Source organism: Anabaena sp. PCC 7938, from assembly GCF_049315035.1.
In the GTDB taxonomy this organism is placed as follows: Bacteria; Cyanobacteriota; Cyanobacteriia; order Cyanobacteriales; family Nostocaceae; genus Anabaena; species Anabaena cylindrica.
In genome coordinates this window covers 2278235-2292389 of the sequence record NZ_CP186034.1, presented here as the reverse complement: position 1 = coordinate 2292389, position 14155 = coordinate 2278235, and the positions used below count along the sequence as shown (strand labels likewise).

11 protein-coding genes and 1 pseudogene are annotated in these 14155 nt (G+C 40.1%); 4 read left to right on the top strand and 8 right to left on the bottom strand.

Going from position 1 to position 14155, the window contains the following annotated elements:
• Nucleotides 1–102: 102 nt before the first annotated feature.
• The gene (locus tag ACOWPH_RS10575) at nucleotides 103–1089 is read left to right on the top strand and encodes a DnaJ C-terminal domain-containing protein (protein WP_015215345.1); all 987 of its coding nucleotides are present in this window, start codon (nucleotides 103–105) and stop codon (nucleotides 1087–1089) included.
• Between the two features lie 147 nt (nucleotides 1090–1236).
• On the opposite strand, the gene ACOWPH_RS10570 is transcribed toward ACOWPH_RS10575, so the two are convergent.
• The 3 genes from ACOWPH_RS10570 to ACOWPH_RS10560 all read right to left on the bottom strand — a co-directional run bounded on the left by ACOWPH_RS10570 (nucleotide 1237) and on the right by ACOWPH_RS10560 (nucleotide 3662).
• Nucleotides 1237–1923 carry a hypothetical protein gene (locus tag ACOWPH_RS10570; protein WP_015215344.1) on the bottom strand — a complete coding sequence of 229 codons (687 nt, stop codon included), beginning with the start codon at nucleotides 1921–1923 and terminating at the stop codon, nucleotides 1237–1239.
• A gap of 477 nt (nucleotides 1924–2400) precedes the next feature.
• A complete protein-coding gene (locus ACOWPH_RS10565) occupies nucleotides 2401–2937 on the bottom strand; it encodes a peroxiredoxin family protein (RefSeq protein ID WP_015215343.1) in 537 nt (178 codons plus the stop codon).
• Nucleotides 2938–3050: 113 nt separating this feature from the next.
• Nucleotides 3051–3662, bottom strand: coding sequence for a peroxiredoxin (locus tag ACOWPH_RS10560; protein WP_015215342.1), 612 nt, complete (start codon nucleotides 3660–3662; stop codon nucleotides 3051–3053).
• Between the two features lie 139 nt (nucleotides 3663–3801).
• On the opposite strand from ACOWPH_RS10560, the gene ACOWPH_RS10555 reads away from it, so the two are divergent.
• A complete protein-coding gene (locus tag ACOWPH_RS10555; RefSeq protein WP_015215341.1) occupies nucleotides 3802–5919 on the top strand; it encodes an amylo-alpha-1,6-glucosidase in 2118 nt (705 codons plus the stop codon).
• Here ACOWPH_RS10555 and ACOWPH_RS10550 read toward each other — a convergent pair.
• The 3 genes from ACOWPH_RS10550 to ACOWPH_RS10540 all read right to left on the bottom strand — a co-directional run bounded on the left by ACOWPH_RS10550 (nucleotide 5878) and on the right by ACOWPH_RS10540 (nucleotide 8732).
• Nucleotides 5878–6939, bottom strand: coding sequence for a YwqG family protein (locus tag ACOWPH_RS10550; protein WP_015215340.1), 1062 nt, complete (start codon nucleotides 6937–6939; stop codon nucleotides 5878–5880). The genes ACOWPH_RS10555 and ACOWPH_RS10550 overlap by 42 nt on opposite strands.
• Before the next feature lie 193 nt (nucleotides 6940–7132).
• On the bottom strand, nucleotides 7133–7351 hold the full coding sequence (locus ACOWPH_RS10545) for a hypothetical protein (protein ID WP_015215339.1): 219 nt from the start codon (nucleotides 7349–7351) through the stop codon (nucleotides 7133–7135).
• A gap of 97 nt (nucleotides 7352–7448) precedes the next feature.
• Entirely contained in the window at nucleotides 7449–8732 is a 1284-nt protein-coding gene (locus tag ACOWPH_RS10540; RefSeq protein ID WP_015215338.1) for an aspartate aminotransferase family protein, read from the bottom strand.
• A gap of 204 nt (nucleotides 8733–8936) precedes the next feature.
• On the opposite strand from ACOWPH_RS10540, the pseudogene ACOWPH_RS10535 reads away from it, so the two are divergent.
• Nucleotides 8937–9954 (top strand): annotated as a pseudogene (locus tag ACOWPH_RS10535) (potassium channel family protein).
• Nucleotides 9955–10064: 110 nt separating this feature from the next.
• Here the strand turns inward: ACOWPH_RS10535 and ACOWPH_RS10530 are convergent.
• Both ACOWPH_RS10530 and ACOWPH_RS10525 read right to left on the bottom strand, forming a co-directional pair.
• Nucleotides 10065–10736, bottom strand: coding sequence for a response regulator transcription factor (locus ACOWPH_RS10530; protein ID WP_015215336.1), 672 nt, complete (start codon nucleotides 10734–10736; stop codon nucleotides 10065–10067).
• A gap of 9 nt (nucleotides 10737–10745) precedes the next feature.
• Nucleotides 10746–11840: a sensor histidine kinase gene (locus ACOWPH_RS10525; RefSeq protein WP_015215335.1), complete on the bottom strand. Its 1095-nt coding sequence runs from the start codon at nucleotides 11838–11840 to the stop codon at nucleotides 10746–10748.
• Nucleotides 11841–12434: 594 nt separating this feature from the next.
• On the opposite strand from ACOWPH_RS10525, the gene kdpA reads away from it, so the two are divergent.
• The gene (gene kdpA, locus ACOWPH_RS10520; RefSeq protein WP_015215334.1) at nucleotides 12435–14120 is read left to right on the top strand and encodes a potassium-transporting ATPase subunit KdpA; all 1686 of its coding nucleotides are present in this window, start codon (nucleotides 12435–12437) and stop codon (nucleotides 14118–14120) included.
• Nucleotides 14121–14155 lie beyond the last annotated feature (35 nt).

The window sequence follows — 14155 nt, the reverse complement described above, 5'->3', positions numbered from 1 at the left end:
TGTTAATTTAATATCAGAAACTTTTGCCCATATATCTGGCAAACAGTTAATCTCAATATCTTAGAAAAAAACATAACCTAAATTTTTACAGGAGGCTGGTAGATGGCTGCAACCGACTTCAAAGACTATTACTCAATTTTAGGAATTAGTAAAACTGCCACTCCAGAAGAAATTAAACAAGCTTTTCGTAAACTAGCCCGCAAGTTTCACCCGGATGTTAACCCAGGTAATAAGCAAGCAGAGGCAAAATTTAAAGAAGTTAATGAAGCTTACGAAGTTTTATCCGACCCAGATAAGCGCAAAAAGTACGACCAATATGGTCAATACTGGAAACAGGCTGGTGAAGGCTTCCCTGGAGGTGGTGCTGGTGTTGATATGAGTGGCTTCGACTTCAGTCAATACGGCAGCTTTAATGATTTTATCAATGAGTTATTTGGTGGTGCTGGCCCACACGCAGGAAAACAAAATTACTCTTATCGCACTTCTCCAGGAAGACCCAGTGGCGGTTTTGGTGGTGTTAATGAATTTGGTTTCCAAGATGCAGGTGCTGCTACTCAAGATACCGAAGCTGTGATCAGCTTAAATTTTGCTGAGGCTTTTGCAGGTGTCCAAAAACGCTTCGGTTTAGGTAACGAAACAATTGATGTTCGCATCCCTTCCGGAGCTAAATCTGGGACTCGTCTGCGGCTACGGGGTAAGGGTCAAATCAACCCCATGACTCAACAACGGGGAGATTTGTATTTAAAGGTGGAATTGCAACCCCATTCTTTTTTCCAACTTGAGGGTGATAATTTAGTTTGCGAAGTGCTAATTACACCGGATGAGGCTACCTTGGGTGCTGCTATTGATGTACCCACACCCGATGGTAATGTAAATGTTAAGTTGCCGGCAGGAGTACGCTCTGGGCAATCCCTGCGCTTACGTGGTAAAGGCTGGCCTCTGGCTAAAGGTGGACGTGGTGATCAGTTTGTGAAAGTTGCGATCGCACCTCCAAAAGACCTCAGTCCGCAAGAGAGGGAATATTATGAAAAAATCCGGGCTATCCGTACCTATAATCCCCGCAGTCATTTGGCACAAGTCAAATTATAACCCGCTCCTAACTGAATCAATTTCCCTAAACTAAAAAACTGCTATGTGTGTTACCTAACATAGCAGTTATAAATTAAGTAACTAAGATTTGAGACTCTCAGCACTCTTCATATTTAATATTTACGCTTACCGAATAAATCTATAAATCTATCCTTTCACTGTCACTTTATTTTGTAAGCGTTTGTATAGTGAAGTCATACCACAAGCACCTACTGCTAACACACCTAACATCATGTTAGATTCTGGAACACTCTTAGCTAATCTATAGGTGTGGTTATCTGTTTCAAAGGCAACACCGTTTGAACGCATCACAACACGGTCAAATTTTTCACCTGCGTCACCGACAAGATTGATAAACATATTAGCCTTAGTGCTAGTCCAGCTACCATCAGCTACAGCATTTGGCGCATCTGAGCCACTAAAAGTCTTTAACAACTGATCACCGTTGTAAATGTCAATAAAGTTGTAACTATCCAATGAGCCGGCATAAAAACCGAAGTAATCAATAGCTTCTTTGAACTTAATATTGACAAACCCACTATTGCCTGCGACATTTTTATTTGATGGAGCAATTGTTAGATATTTGGTTTTATCGTCAAGGGGTGCAGCATATTCATTTTTCTTACTGCCTTGAACAATGTTAGTAGTAATATTGGAGTAGGTAGCAAAACCATTTGGGTCATTTGCTGTGCCATCATCAAAGGTGATGGTTTTAGCATCAGAGTAGGTAGAGAACATACCGCTGCCTTTTGTCATGCTAACAGCACTAGCTGGATTTGCACTCAGGACTACAGCAGTTATTCCCAGTAAAGCCAAGGATAATTTTTGCAGCATTCTAACAAGTAACCTCTAAATAAATATCAACTGGATGGAAACGGATTTTTTCTTAAAACCTAGCTATGAATAAGCTGGATTTATGACTTCAAAGACATAGAAATAAGGATTATCTGCCTTGTCTATGATTTGAATTTTGCAAGCCGCAAAAGATTAATCTCTCTTGAAGCCCTGTGATATTATTTTGATGGTTATTGATATAAAAACATACTGTACTTGTACGGATTTATTCTTAAAGATTAAGTGAAGACTATTGGCTGCAATTGTGAAAGTATTTTTTAGTAGGAGATAGGTTGAAGGAGGCAGCTATGCTGAAGACAGAAGGGAAGAGGTTTTTGGGCAACTTTACTTTTTTTACGTACTACGGTTTTTTTGCGCTTTTCTACTTAGACAAAAATTTAGCCCTGAATTTTTGTAATTAATTTTGTAAAATTACTTAGAATATTAATGATCGCAATGCCGATTTCGTACTTTACCTTAATTAAACTGTTCCAATAATCTCTCTAAAGTCGCATTGTGATCTAAAAATGAAAATAAATGCCTATAAAGTAATTTCCCATCTTTATCTAACATAAATTGTGCTGGCAAAGGCGCTCCTAAAGCTTGTCCTACTTGATAAGTCCGAAATGTATAACAACTAGGGTCACTTAATAAGGGCATTTTTAAGCCTAAGTCTTGAACAACTACTTGACTTTGCTTTTTATCTGTACTAGTAATCATCAAAACTTCTATACCCCGATTCTTAAACTCTTCATAATTTTCATTTAAGGCTTTAATATGGGGATAGCAAAAAGGGCAATATTGTTTTTCTGTAAAAATCCGAGTAAAGGCAAGCAATACGGGCTGTTTACCTCGATAATCAGATAATTTTAAGGTGCGATTATTTGTAATATCAGATAATTTAAAATCTGGTGTTCCCACTCCCAATCTGAACTCATCGAGTGCTGGTTTTGGTAACAGGTTACGGAAGAATCGCTCATTGAATAAGCCAGTAAAATCTGTTGAGGTCAGCATAAATAATTAAATAGAAATTCAGAATTCATGGGGGATTGGTGATTGATAATTGGTGATTGGGAAAAATAAATTTTTACCCAGTACCCAATACCTAGTACCCAGTCCCCAATCCCTTAAACTGCTGCGAAGTAAACTTTGGATTTAACTGGGTCGGGAACCATTGTTTTTTCTCCTGGTTGCCAACCAGCAGGACAAACTTCATCAGGGTTAGTTTGAACGTGTTGAATAGCTTGTAATGTACGTAGAGTTTCTTCAACACTACGACCGAAAGCTAAATTGTTAACAGTGGAGTGTTGAATGATACCATCTTTATCAATGATGAACAAACCGCGCAAAGCAATACCTGCTGAGGGGTCTAGAACATTGTAAGCGGCGCTAATTTCTTTTTTAATGTCGGAAACCAGGGCATAATTTAAGTCACCAACACCACCGGCTTTACGATCTGTTTGAATCCAAGCTAGGTGGGAAAATTCGCTATCAACGGAAATACCGAGAACTTCTGTGTTAAGCTTCTTGAATTCTTCGTAGCGATCGCTAAATGCTGTAATTTCAGTGGGGCAAACAAAGGTAAAGTCTAAGGGGTAGAAAAATAAAACAACATATTTACCCCGATACTCAGAAAGTTTAATTGTTTTAAATTCCTGGTCTAGCACAGCTGTTGCTGTAAAGTCGGGAGCCTGCTGACCAACGCGGAGGCAGTCTACTGTTCCGTAAGTGAGCGTCATTAACCTGATTCTCCTTTAACTTATATCTATTTCTTAGCTTGGGACTTTAGATAAGTTACAACTCACCCATCTAAGCTTGTCACAGTTTAATTACGATCTGTTACAACTATATCATACTCATAACGATTTTGAGTAACCAATGACTAATTTAGATACTAGAGAATGGTTACTAACCAATGGCTTGGGTGGTTTTGCTAGTGGTACAGTTTCGGATGTGCATACACGGACTTATCATGGATGGCTATTTGCGGCAACAAATCCACCTTCTGGGCGAAAATTACTGTTTTCCCATTTAGAAGCCAGCTTAGAAATCCCTGGTGAAGTGATAGCACTGGGGACAAATTTTTGGAACAGGGGTCAAAAAATTGAGCCAACAGGTTATGAAATGCTGCGCTATTTCGATATTAACCCAGTTCCTAAATGGGTTTGGGGTAAAAAAAACTGGCAGTTAACTAGACAGTTGGTGATGCCTTATGGGTTTGTGGGGGGAGATAGGGAGGATAAAATACCAAATATCAATGCTCAAAGGATTTTGATTCAGTATCGGTATGAGGGCAAAGAAGCGGGGATTTTAAGGTTAAGACTGTTGATAGGCGATCGCGATTTTCATCAGCAGCAAAATGAAAGCGAGAAATTACAGTTTTCCCAATTGGTGAGTCCACAGGTAGTTTGTCTACAAGCGCACAATTGCGGGCAATTTGGTACACCTTGGTATCTACGCTGGACAAAAGGAGAGTATCAAGCCGATGGAGTTTGGTACTGGAATTATGGTTTACCAGAAGAAAAAAAACGGGGTTTATGCGATCGCGAAGACCTTTATAGTCCTGGCTATTTAACAGTTAATCTCCAACCAGGAGATATTCTCACCCTAGAAGCAAAAGTAGGTTTACCCGACCTCCAGCAACCAATTCTCTCTCCTCATAGCTTTGCAGAAGCCGTAGACGCAGAACAAGAGAGACTTTCACAAATTTTTAGTTGGGGACTAGAAGCAGCAGGAGAGCAGGGAGCAGGAAGCAGAGGGGAAAATTACTCATTCTTTAGTCACCAATCACCTATTCGGCAAAAACTACTTCAAGCTAGTGACCAATTTATTGTTTATCGTGCTTCCATTGCTGGCCCCACAGTCATTGCTGGATATCACTGGTTTAATGATTGGGGACGAGATACTTTAATTGCCTTACCAGGATTGACACTAGTTACACAGCGCTTTGATTTAGCCAAAGGACTATTAAAAACCTTTGGATGTTACTGCCGTCATGGACTGATTCCCAATGCCTTTCCTGATATTGATAGCGAACCGTTTTATAACAGTATTGATGCCGCATTGTGGTGGATTGAAACTTTAGGGCTTTATTTAGAAGCTACTCAAGATTGGCAGTTTTTAGTAGAGCAATTTCCAGTTGTCCAGCAAATTCACAAAGCTTTTGTTGGTGGTACTCGTTACAATATTCAACTTGATGCCACTGATGGGCTAATTTGTTGGGATGCTAATGGTGTAGCTTTGACTTGGATGGATGCGGTAGTTGGGGGATTACCTGTGACACCCCGTCGCGGTAAAGCTGTAGAAATCAATGCTCTTTGGTATTCGGCTTTATGCTGGTTGAGTCAATGGGCTGAACGTTTGAGCCAAATAGATATAGACAATTCCGTGCGTTTAACTCACCAAGCACAACGCTATAGACAGCAAGCAGAACAGGTAAAAATTTCGTTACAAAAGTTCTGGAATCCGCAGTTAGGCTATTTTTATGATTTTATTGATCCAGATGATGGACGGAATTCGCAAATTCGCCCTAATGCCGTTTTGGCTTTATCTTTGCACCATTGTGGTTTTTCGCAACAGCAAAGTTGTCAAGTTTTAGATTTAGCAACGTCTCGATTGTTGACTCCTTACGGTTTGCGAAGTCTTGATCCTGGTGATCCAGAATATGTTGGTATCTATGAGGGAAATTCAGAAAAGCGTGATCGCTCTTATCATCAAGGTACTGTTTGGTGTTGGTTAATTGGTGCATATATCCGAGCTTGGGAACGTTTTTACCCAGAGCAAACTATACCTTTTGACTGGGAACCGCTAATTAATCACTTTCTCTGTGATGGTTGTTTGGGTTCAATCTCGGAGATTTTTGATGGTGATGCACCGCATATATCCAGAGGTGCGATCGCACAAGCTTGGTCTGTGGCTGAGGTGATTCGGCACTATGAACTACCCCATCTTACTTCAACTACAAGCATAGGTGTAAAGAACCTTAGAAAAATCTAAACGTTTGAGTGCAGAAGGCTGAATAAAAAAGTTACCAACTCCCATATCTCCCCAAATTATTGAATTATCATCATCAGAGTCCATTTGGAATAACAGAAAATCGTAACCTTCTTCTAACAACAGGTGACGCTCATCTTCCTGTACAAATTGGGGATACCCACCTAAACGGTGTCCTTCTAGTGAGTATTCATATTTTTCTATATATTCTTCCATGAAATCATCTACCAGTTCTTCTAAAGAATTTTCTATTGTCTCAGTGAGATTACTCTGGTTAAAAATGGTAGAAAAATAGCTTTTGAGTAAGGGTATAAAACGATAATCCCATGTACTCATAGGAGTGGATTTAATAGAAAAGTTCAATGCTAGACAGAGCTTTTTTTGTAGTGGAAAACATTTAGGTTCAGGCAAAAAATCAAAATTATTTAATAGATTGTCAATATTTAAATCTGGTTCAGGAAAGTAAATAATTCGGAAAGTTGTTTGTGCTAATTGTGGATCATTTGATATTCCATAGGCTGTTTTACCTGATGTTTCAATATAAAACTGAAGAATACCTTTTTCTGGTAAATCTTCTAAAGTGGGAGTTTCTGCAAAATTGATTTGTGCTAAAAGATTTAAGGGATTACCATCTGGGGCTGTGGGATAAGTAAGATGTTTAGGAAAATATGGTAAACCGCCAAATTTACTTTGCCATAAAGTAGTTTCTGGAGTTGAATATGGAGTAATTTTGATATGGAGTTTGGCAGTTGCAGTGACAAATTCATCTATACGAGATTTTAAGTCTAAGAACATTTCATATAATTCATCTGGGGTAAAATCTTTGTCATTTTCGTCTGCTGAGATAGATTCGCTATCAAACCAACCCTGTGTGAGTAGTGCTTGAATACTTTGATTGAAAAAAGCTTCTGCTTCAGCATCAGAAGAAAATTCATGAAGTTGTTGATCATGTGTAACATTGCAGCCGTCTAGATGAATAGAAGTTCTGAGTGAATTTAATCTAAATCTTTTATTACATTTCATTCAAATTAACCTTATATACAGCAGAATTCAGGAGTCAGGAGTCAGGATTCAGGAGTCAGGAGTAAAACTGGCTCAACTGCTATATACCAGTTGTAGTGAGTTTTAATTAATTCCGGTTGTAATTGTTCAAAAATAATTTTTGAGTGTTGATACAATGTTTCGCTTATATACAGCAGAATTCAGGAGTCAGGAGTCAGGATTCAGGAGTCAGGAGTAAAACTGGCTCAACTGCTATATACCAGTTGTAGTGAGTTTTAATTAATTCCGGTTGTAATTGTTCAAAAATAATTTTTGAGTGTTGATACAATGTTTCGCATTCAGCTTGCCATTGGGCTTTTTGTTCTTGAGTCCATTGAATTTCCGGAAATATTCTTCCTCTGCGTACTGTATAATTAGACTTTGTTTCTTTCATGGTTCGTTATTTTTTCGACTACTCTATTCCAAATTGAAAGTAAAAAATTCGTAATTGATAATTCTTAAATTACGAATTACGAATTACGAATTACGAATTATGCTGTGACTTTAGCTAGTGCTTTTTCTACAGCTTTTAATGCTTGATTGATTTCTGCTTCTGTGACAATGAGAGGAGGTACAAATCGGACGACCTTTGGCCCAGCAGGTACGAGTAATAAACCCTCATCCATGGCAGCTTTGACAACCTCAGGTGCAGTTAAAGGAACATCTGCCTTGATTTCCATACCGTTGATTAAACCCCAACCGCGAACTTCTGAGATATGCTGAGGATATTTGAGAGCGATCGCTCTTAATCCCTCTCGCAAGTGTGCGCCTTGTTCCTCTACATTCTGCAAAATGTTCTCTTTTTCCAAAGTTTGGCAGACACTCAACGCCACACCGCAGACAAAAGGATTACCGCCAAATGTACTCGCGTGTTCCCCTGGTTGGAAAATATCGCAGAGTTTCTTACTCATCATTGCACCGATAGGAATACCCCCACCTAGTCCCTTGGCACTAGTGAAAATATCCGGTTCTACGCCCAGATGTTCATATCCCCATAACTTCCCGCTGCGTCCCATTCCTACTTGCACTTCATCGAACACCAATAAAATGCCGATTTCATCGCAAATTTGACGCAACCTCTTAAAGTAGGCAACATCCCCAGGACGTACACCACCTTCTCCCTGCAATGGTTCAATCAAAATTGCCGCAACACGATAATTACCTTCATCTAATTCGGTAACGGCTGCTTCTACTGCTCTGATATCGTTGTAATCAACATAGTAGAAACCAGGTACTAGAGGATCAAAATACTTTTGATACTTTGGCTGTCCGGTGGCAGTGACAGTGGCTAAAGTCCGCCCGTGAAAACTGGCATTGGCAGTTAAAATGATCGGGTTAGCAATATCTAAAACTGTGTGAGCATATTTCCGCACTAGTTTAATTGCTGCTTCGTTGGCTTCAGCGCCAGAGTTACAGAAAAATACCCTATCAGCACAGGAATGATCAACAATCCATTTGGCTAATTCACCTTGTTCGGGAATATAGTACAAATTAGAAACATGGTGCAGTTTCTGGATTTGGCGTGTTACCGCTTCTACCATTGCTGGGTGGGCGTGTCCCAAAGTACAAGTAGCTATGCCGGCAACAAAATCTAGATATTCCTTACCCTGGGTATCCCACACACGGCAGCCCTCGCCCCGTTCTAAAGCTAATGGAAACCGGGCGTATGTGGACATGACAGCCTCATTGAAGCTATCCGCATCGAAAGGTGTAGATGGCATAATACCTGACTCTGGGGGGATCGTGGCTTGTTCAACTAGAGTTTGGAAACTCACTACCGCTCCTCCTGAAAATCCTTTATCGTATACTCTACTAGTTTTTTATAAATAATTAAAAATTTCTGAAAATTTCTAATTATTTCCCGCAAATAACTCTTTCTCTTAGCTTAACGCTCAGATATCCTCAAACGAGTGTCAGCAATAAAAAAATTTGTGTATTCTACCCTTGAGCAAAAATATAAACGGATTCAACAAGAATTAATGGCTGGGGCAGTGGCCCTTGGCTTTGTGTTCCTCATTGGGACTTTATGGTATTGGTTGGTGGAGGGCTGGTCATGGGAAGATGCAGCTTACATGACTGTGATCACCTTGGCAACTGTAGGTTATGGCGAGACTCACCCGCTAGGTAGTCGCGGCAGGTTATTTACAATTGCTCTGATTTTGATGGGTGTAGTCAATATCGGTTACATTGTCAATAGATTTACAGAAGCTGTAATTCAAGGCTATTTTCAAGAAGGAATTCGACTACGGCAACAAAGGCGCTTAATGGAATCCCTTTCAGGACATTACATAATTTGTGGTTTCAGCCGGACTGGGCGACAAATTGCCAAGGAGTTTCGAGCCGAAGGGGTGACTTTTGTCGTCATTGATGCGGAGATGGAATCTGTACAAAGGGCGCAGGCAGAAGGTTACACGGCATATCAAGGTGATGCAACTTTGGATGATACGCTGCTGAAAGTTGGCATTGAACGAGCAATTTGTATTGTGGCTGCACTTCCTTCTGATGCCGAAAATTTATATATAGTTTTATCTGTAAAAACATTAAATCCTGGTATTCGAGCGATCGCACGGGCAAGTACAGAAGAAGCTTTGAAAAAGTTACAACGAGGCGGTGCAGATGCGGTGATTTCCCCTTATATTACCGGTGGTAAGCGAATGGCAGCAGCAGCCCTTAGACCGCAAGTTTTAGACTTTGTAGATGGGATTTTGACTGGGGCAGACCGTCAGTTATATATGGAAGAATTTTTACTTGACCCGACTATGTGTCCTTTTGTAGGACAAAGTTTGCAAAAAGCGAAATTTGCGATCACAATCTGGGGCTTTAGTTTTAGCTATTCGCCGTACTGATGGCAATTTGATAGGTGGACCAACTGGAGATACAGTTTTAATGCCAGGAGATACCTTAATTTGTATGGGTACGGCTGAACAATTGCAGAGTCTCAACCAAATTCTTGGCCCGATTAATTCTCAGCAACTACGAAGACCGAAGAATAGTTAGGAGGCAGCCCTATGGCTAACGCCACGCTACGCTATCGACTTCGCTCAGGGCAAGGGAGGGGGGCAGGGAGCAGGGAGCAGGGGGAAAAATAAATAATTACGAATTACGAATTACGAATTACGAATTAATTGTTTTTGTAAAGCGACAACAACGGCTTGAGTGCGATCGCTAACTTCTAGTTTTTGCAAAATTGCATGGACGTGTACCCGGACTGTTCCTGGCGTAATGTAGAGTGACAGGGCAATTTCTTGATTTGTTTTTCTGGCTGCTAACAATGTGAGAATTTCTCTTTCTCTTTGGGTGAGTGGATTGGCAGGTTTTGAGCTATTTTCTGAGTCAATTTGGCTAGAATCAGATGTAAAACTAGACCGAATTTCTTTCGTTGCCGTTTCATCCCACCAAGATGCCCCAGATGCAACAGAACGGAGTGCTAAAATTAATTTTTCAGCCGGAATTCCTTTGAGACAATAGCCTTGAGCGCCTGCGGCAATTAACTGCATAATCAAGGATTTTTGAGAATGGGAAGTTAAGATCAGAACTGGTAAATAGGGATATTTCTGTTTAATTTGCTGACAGGCTTCAATTCCCCCAATTCCTGGTAATCCTACATCTAAAAGCACTACATCAAGAGAATGTCGGTTGACTAATTCAATAGCTGTTTCTCCATCTTCAGCCTCAGCGATAATTTCTAACCCTGTTTCTTGTTGCAATCGCACGCGCAACCCTAAGCGGAAGAGTTCATCATCCTCAACTAGGAGAATTTTGATTGGAGTAGATACCATCTGGCACAGTTAAAGAGGACTGAAATGATTTACAGGGAGCTTGAAAGCAAACATAGCACCGATGGGTACTCTGTTCTCTGCCCAAATTATACCGTTATGAGCTTCAATAATTTGCCGAGATAGATAAAGTCCCAATCCAGAACCTTTTGCTTGACGGTTGCTATGTCCTTGATAAAATCGTTCAAATAAATAGGGGAACTGTTCAGGTTGAATACCCGCACCTGTATCCAATATTTTCACTACTTGATAGGAAGCTTGGGATTCTAACACCACTTCAACACGTTCGCCACGTCGAGAATGATTGATAGCATTGATGAGAAGATTGGTAAAAACTCGTTGCAGTTGGAGGGCATCACCTTTAACCCACAGAGATTGTCGCCAATCAGAGTCACCATAGTTAAGTGAGAGATAAACGCGACGACTAGAAGCTAATTCAGACAGAGTAGCAGCGGTATCTTCTGCCAAGATAGCTAAATCCACAGGTGCTAAGACTAGTTTTAAACCTTCAGTATCATTGCGATAAATATCTAATAAAGTTTCTAGTAGTTGTAAGGAAGTTTGATGACTGCGTGTCATTGTCGCCAAAACTTTTTGCTGTGCTGGTAAGACGACACCGAACTTTTCTTGTTCAAAAGCTTTGAGAGTTTCAATTGCGCCTAATAGGGGCGTTTTTAAATCATGGGTGAGGGTAGAAGCAAAGTCTTCTCGCACTCTCGATAACTCCTCTTGAGCTTCTAACTTAGCACGGGTGATAGCGATCGCATCTTCCGAACGACGCAAGCGATCGCTCAAAACACCTGTGACAATCAAAGCTATTCCTGCGATCGCTCTACTGGCTATAGTAGAAATCTTCATCTCTTCACCTCCCGGCACTACAAGATTGAGCATAGTTAAGCACACAGCAATAAAGGTTGTTTGAAAGTTTCCGCGTCTTCCCAACCAGGAGTTTGCTAATAAAATTGGCCCTGTGTAGAGATAGCCAAACACATATTCAGTTGGTGTAAAGTACTCCAAAACTAGGGCAATTATAAATAAAATAACAATGAGTAAATATTTGCCTAAAGACGATTCTTGATCAGGTGATTTAGCTAAAAAATATACCATTTAAAAAACAATAATTATTTATTGTGTGAACTAAAAAAGTAAGAATTCAGGAGTCAGGAGTTTGGAGTTCGGAGTTCGGAGTTCGGAGTCAGGAATAAGAAGGATGAAGGATGAAGGAAATTTTTCCCCCTGACTGTTAAGAGTTCCCTGCTATATCAAACATTTTTTATCCTGAATCCTTACTAAAAAAATTATATAGCGATTCCAAATTCAGATGTGAAACCTCAAGCGTGCCGTAAACATCTCTTTTTCTCTAGCTCTGCGCTCTCTGCGTCTCTGCAGTTCGTCTTACAGTAAGCTACAGGAACACAATTTAATATTACATTGATTCATGCCCAATTATTTGCATCCCAAAAGAGTTTATCTAAAAAATAAACAGTTGATATAGATATTAACTAAACGCACTAAACATTTATATATAAAAAATAAACTCCGTTTTATATCCCTCTATTACTTGTTTTAGTTCATAAAATAATTGATGATACAAATTATTACAACTTAGAGAATATTGTTTCGATAGTTTTCTTTAAATACTCAACCAAAGAGTAGATTATGGAAATTGCAGATTAATACATCAGGAGATTTTCTAAAACAATGTTACAAGGATGGATACAAATTGCCTTGACATTACTAATAGTCATAGCAACAACGCCCTTACTGGGGAAATATATAGCACGAGTTTTTCTAGGAGAAAAAACACTCCTTGATAAAGTTTTAAATCCCCTAGAAAAAGTAATTTATACCTTCAGCGGAGTACGTCCCGATGATGAAATGACAGGCTGGCAATATATCCAAGCAGTATTGTATAGCAATCTCGTCATGGGGATTTTAGTTTATCTAATTTTGATGCTTCAGGGATGGCTGCCATTAAATCCCACAGGGCTAAGTGCGCCGAATTGGCATTTAGCACTGCATACCACACTTTCCTTTCTGACCAACACAGATCAACAACATTATGCTGGTGAAACAACCTACAGTTATGCCAGCCAAACATTTGCTTTAGGTTTTTTAATGTTTACCTCAGCAGCCACAGGAATAGCAGTAGGAATCGCCTTTATTCGCGGTTTAACAGGTAGGACTTTAGGCAACTTTTATATTGATTTAACCAAATCAATTACCCGGATTTTGCTACCTATGTCCGTTGTAGGGGGATTGTTGTTAATGATGGCAGGAGTACCCGAAACCCTAGCAGGAGTAGCAACAGCGACCACATTAGAAGGGACAACACAAGCGATCGCACGAGGACCCATCGCCCACTTTGAAATTATCAAACAAATTGGTGAAAACGGCGGTGGCTTCTTTGGCATCAACTCAGCCCATCCCTATGAAAATCCCAATGGATTTACAAACTTATTAGAAACCTGGGCAATGATATCCATTCCCTCAGCATTTATTTACACATACGGCGTATTTGCTAACAATATTAAACAAGCCTGGCTAGTATTTTGGATGGTTTTTATCATCTTCGTCATTTTAGTAGGTGTAGCCGCAATTGGTGAATACCAAGGAAATCCCCTCGTTAATAACCTATTAGGAGAACAACAACCCAACTTAGAAGGCAAAGAAGTCCGATTTGGTTGGGCGCAAACAGCACTATGGGCAGTAATGACCACAGCCACCATGTGCGGTGCTGTCAATGGAATGCACGACTCCCTCATGCCACCAGGAGGATTTGCCACTCTTTTTAACCTCTTCCTACAAATTATTTGGGGAGGACAAGGAACCGGGACAGCATATTTATTTCTCTACTTAATTTTGGCAGTATTCCTAACAGGGTTAATGGTAGGACGCACCCCAGAATTTTTAGGACGCAAAATAGAGAAAAAAGAAATTGTTCTAGCCAGCGTAGTCTTATTAATTCACCCCTTCGCTATTTTAATTCCTTGGTCAATTGTATTTGCTTTTCCTGATGCACTAGGAGGAATTACTAACCCAGGTTTTCATGGAGTTTCCCAAGTAGTTTATGAATATGCTTCCGCCGCAGCTAACAACGGTTCTGGTTTTGAAGGATTAGGAGATGGAACTTTGTGGTGGAACCTTAGCACCAGCATCAGCATTTTAGCAGGACGTTATATCTCCATAATTGCTCTACTACTGTTAGCAGATAGTATGTCTCGCAAGCAACTTGTGCCTATCAGCGCAGGTACATTGAGAACCGATACCAAACTATTTACTGGCATCACTGGCGGCGTAATTTTAATTCTAGGGGCGCTCACCTTCTTCCCCGTACTAGTTCTAGGCCCCATAGCCGAAGCATTTTTAATCAATAGAGGTGGGTAGGATAAAACCTCTGCGTACCTCTGTGCTGACCTCCG

Coding starts and splice junctions, on each gene's coding strand:
- ACOWPH_RS10575 (WP_015215345.1), top strand. CDS start 103: ATGGCTGCAACCGACTTCAAAGACTATTACTCAATTTTAGGAATTAGT.
- ACOWPH_RS10570 (WP_015215344.1), bottom strand. CDS start 1,923: ATGCTGCAAAAATTATCCTTGGCTTTACTGGGAATAACTGCTGTAGTC.
- ACOWPH_RS10565 (WP_015215343.1), bottom strand. CDS start 2,937: ATGCTGACCTCAACAGATTTTACTGGCTTATTCAATGAGCGATTCTTC.
- ACOWPH_RS10560 (WP_015215342.1), bottom strand. CDS start 3,662: ATGACGCTCACTTACGGAACAGTAGACTGCCTCCGCGTTGGTCAGCAG.
- ACOWPH_RS10555 (WP_015215341.1), top strand. CDS start 3,802: ATGACTAATTTAGATACTAGAGAATGGTTACTAACCAATGGCTTGGGT.
- ACOWPH_RS10550 (WP_015215340.1), bottom strand. CDS start 6,939: ATGAAATGTAATAAAAGATTTAGATTAAATTCACTCAGAACTTCTATT.
- ACOWPH_RS10545 (WP_015215339.1), bottom strand. CDS start 7,351: ATGAAAGAAACAAAGTCTAATTATACAGTACGCAGAGGAAGAATATTT.
- ACOWPH_RS10530 (WP_015215336.1), bottom strand. CDS start 10,736: ATGGTATCTACTCCAATCAAAATTCTCCTAGTTGAGGATGATGAACTC.
- ACOWPH_RS10525 (WP_015215335.1), bottom strand. CDS start 11,840: ATGGTATATTTTTTAGCTAAATCACCTGATCAAGAATCGTCTTTAGGC.
- kdpA (WP_015215334.1), top strand. CDS start 12,435: ATGTTACAAGGATGGATACAAATTGCCTTGACATTACTAATAGTCATA.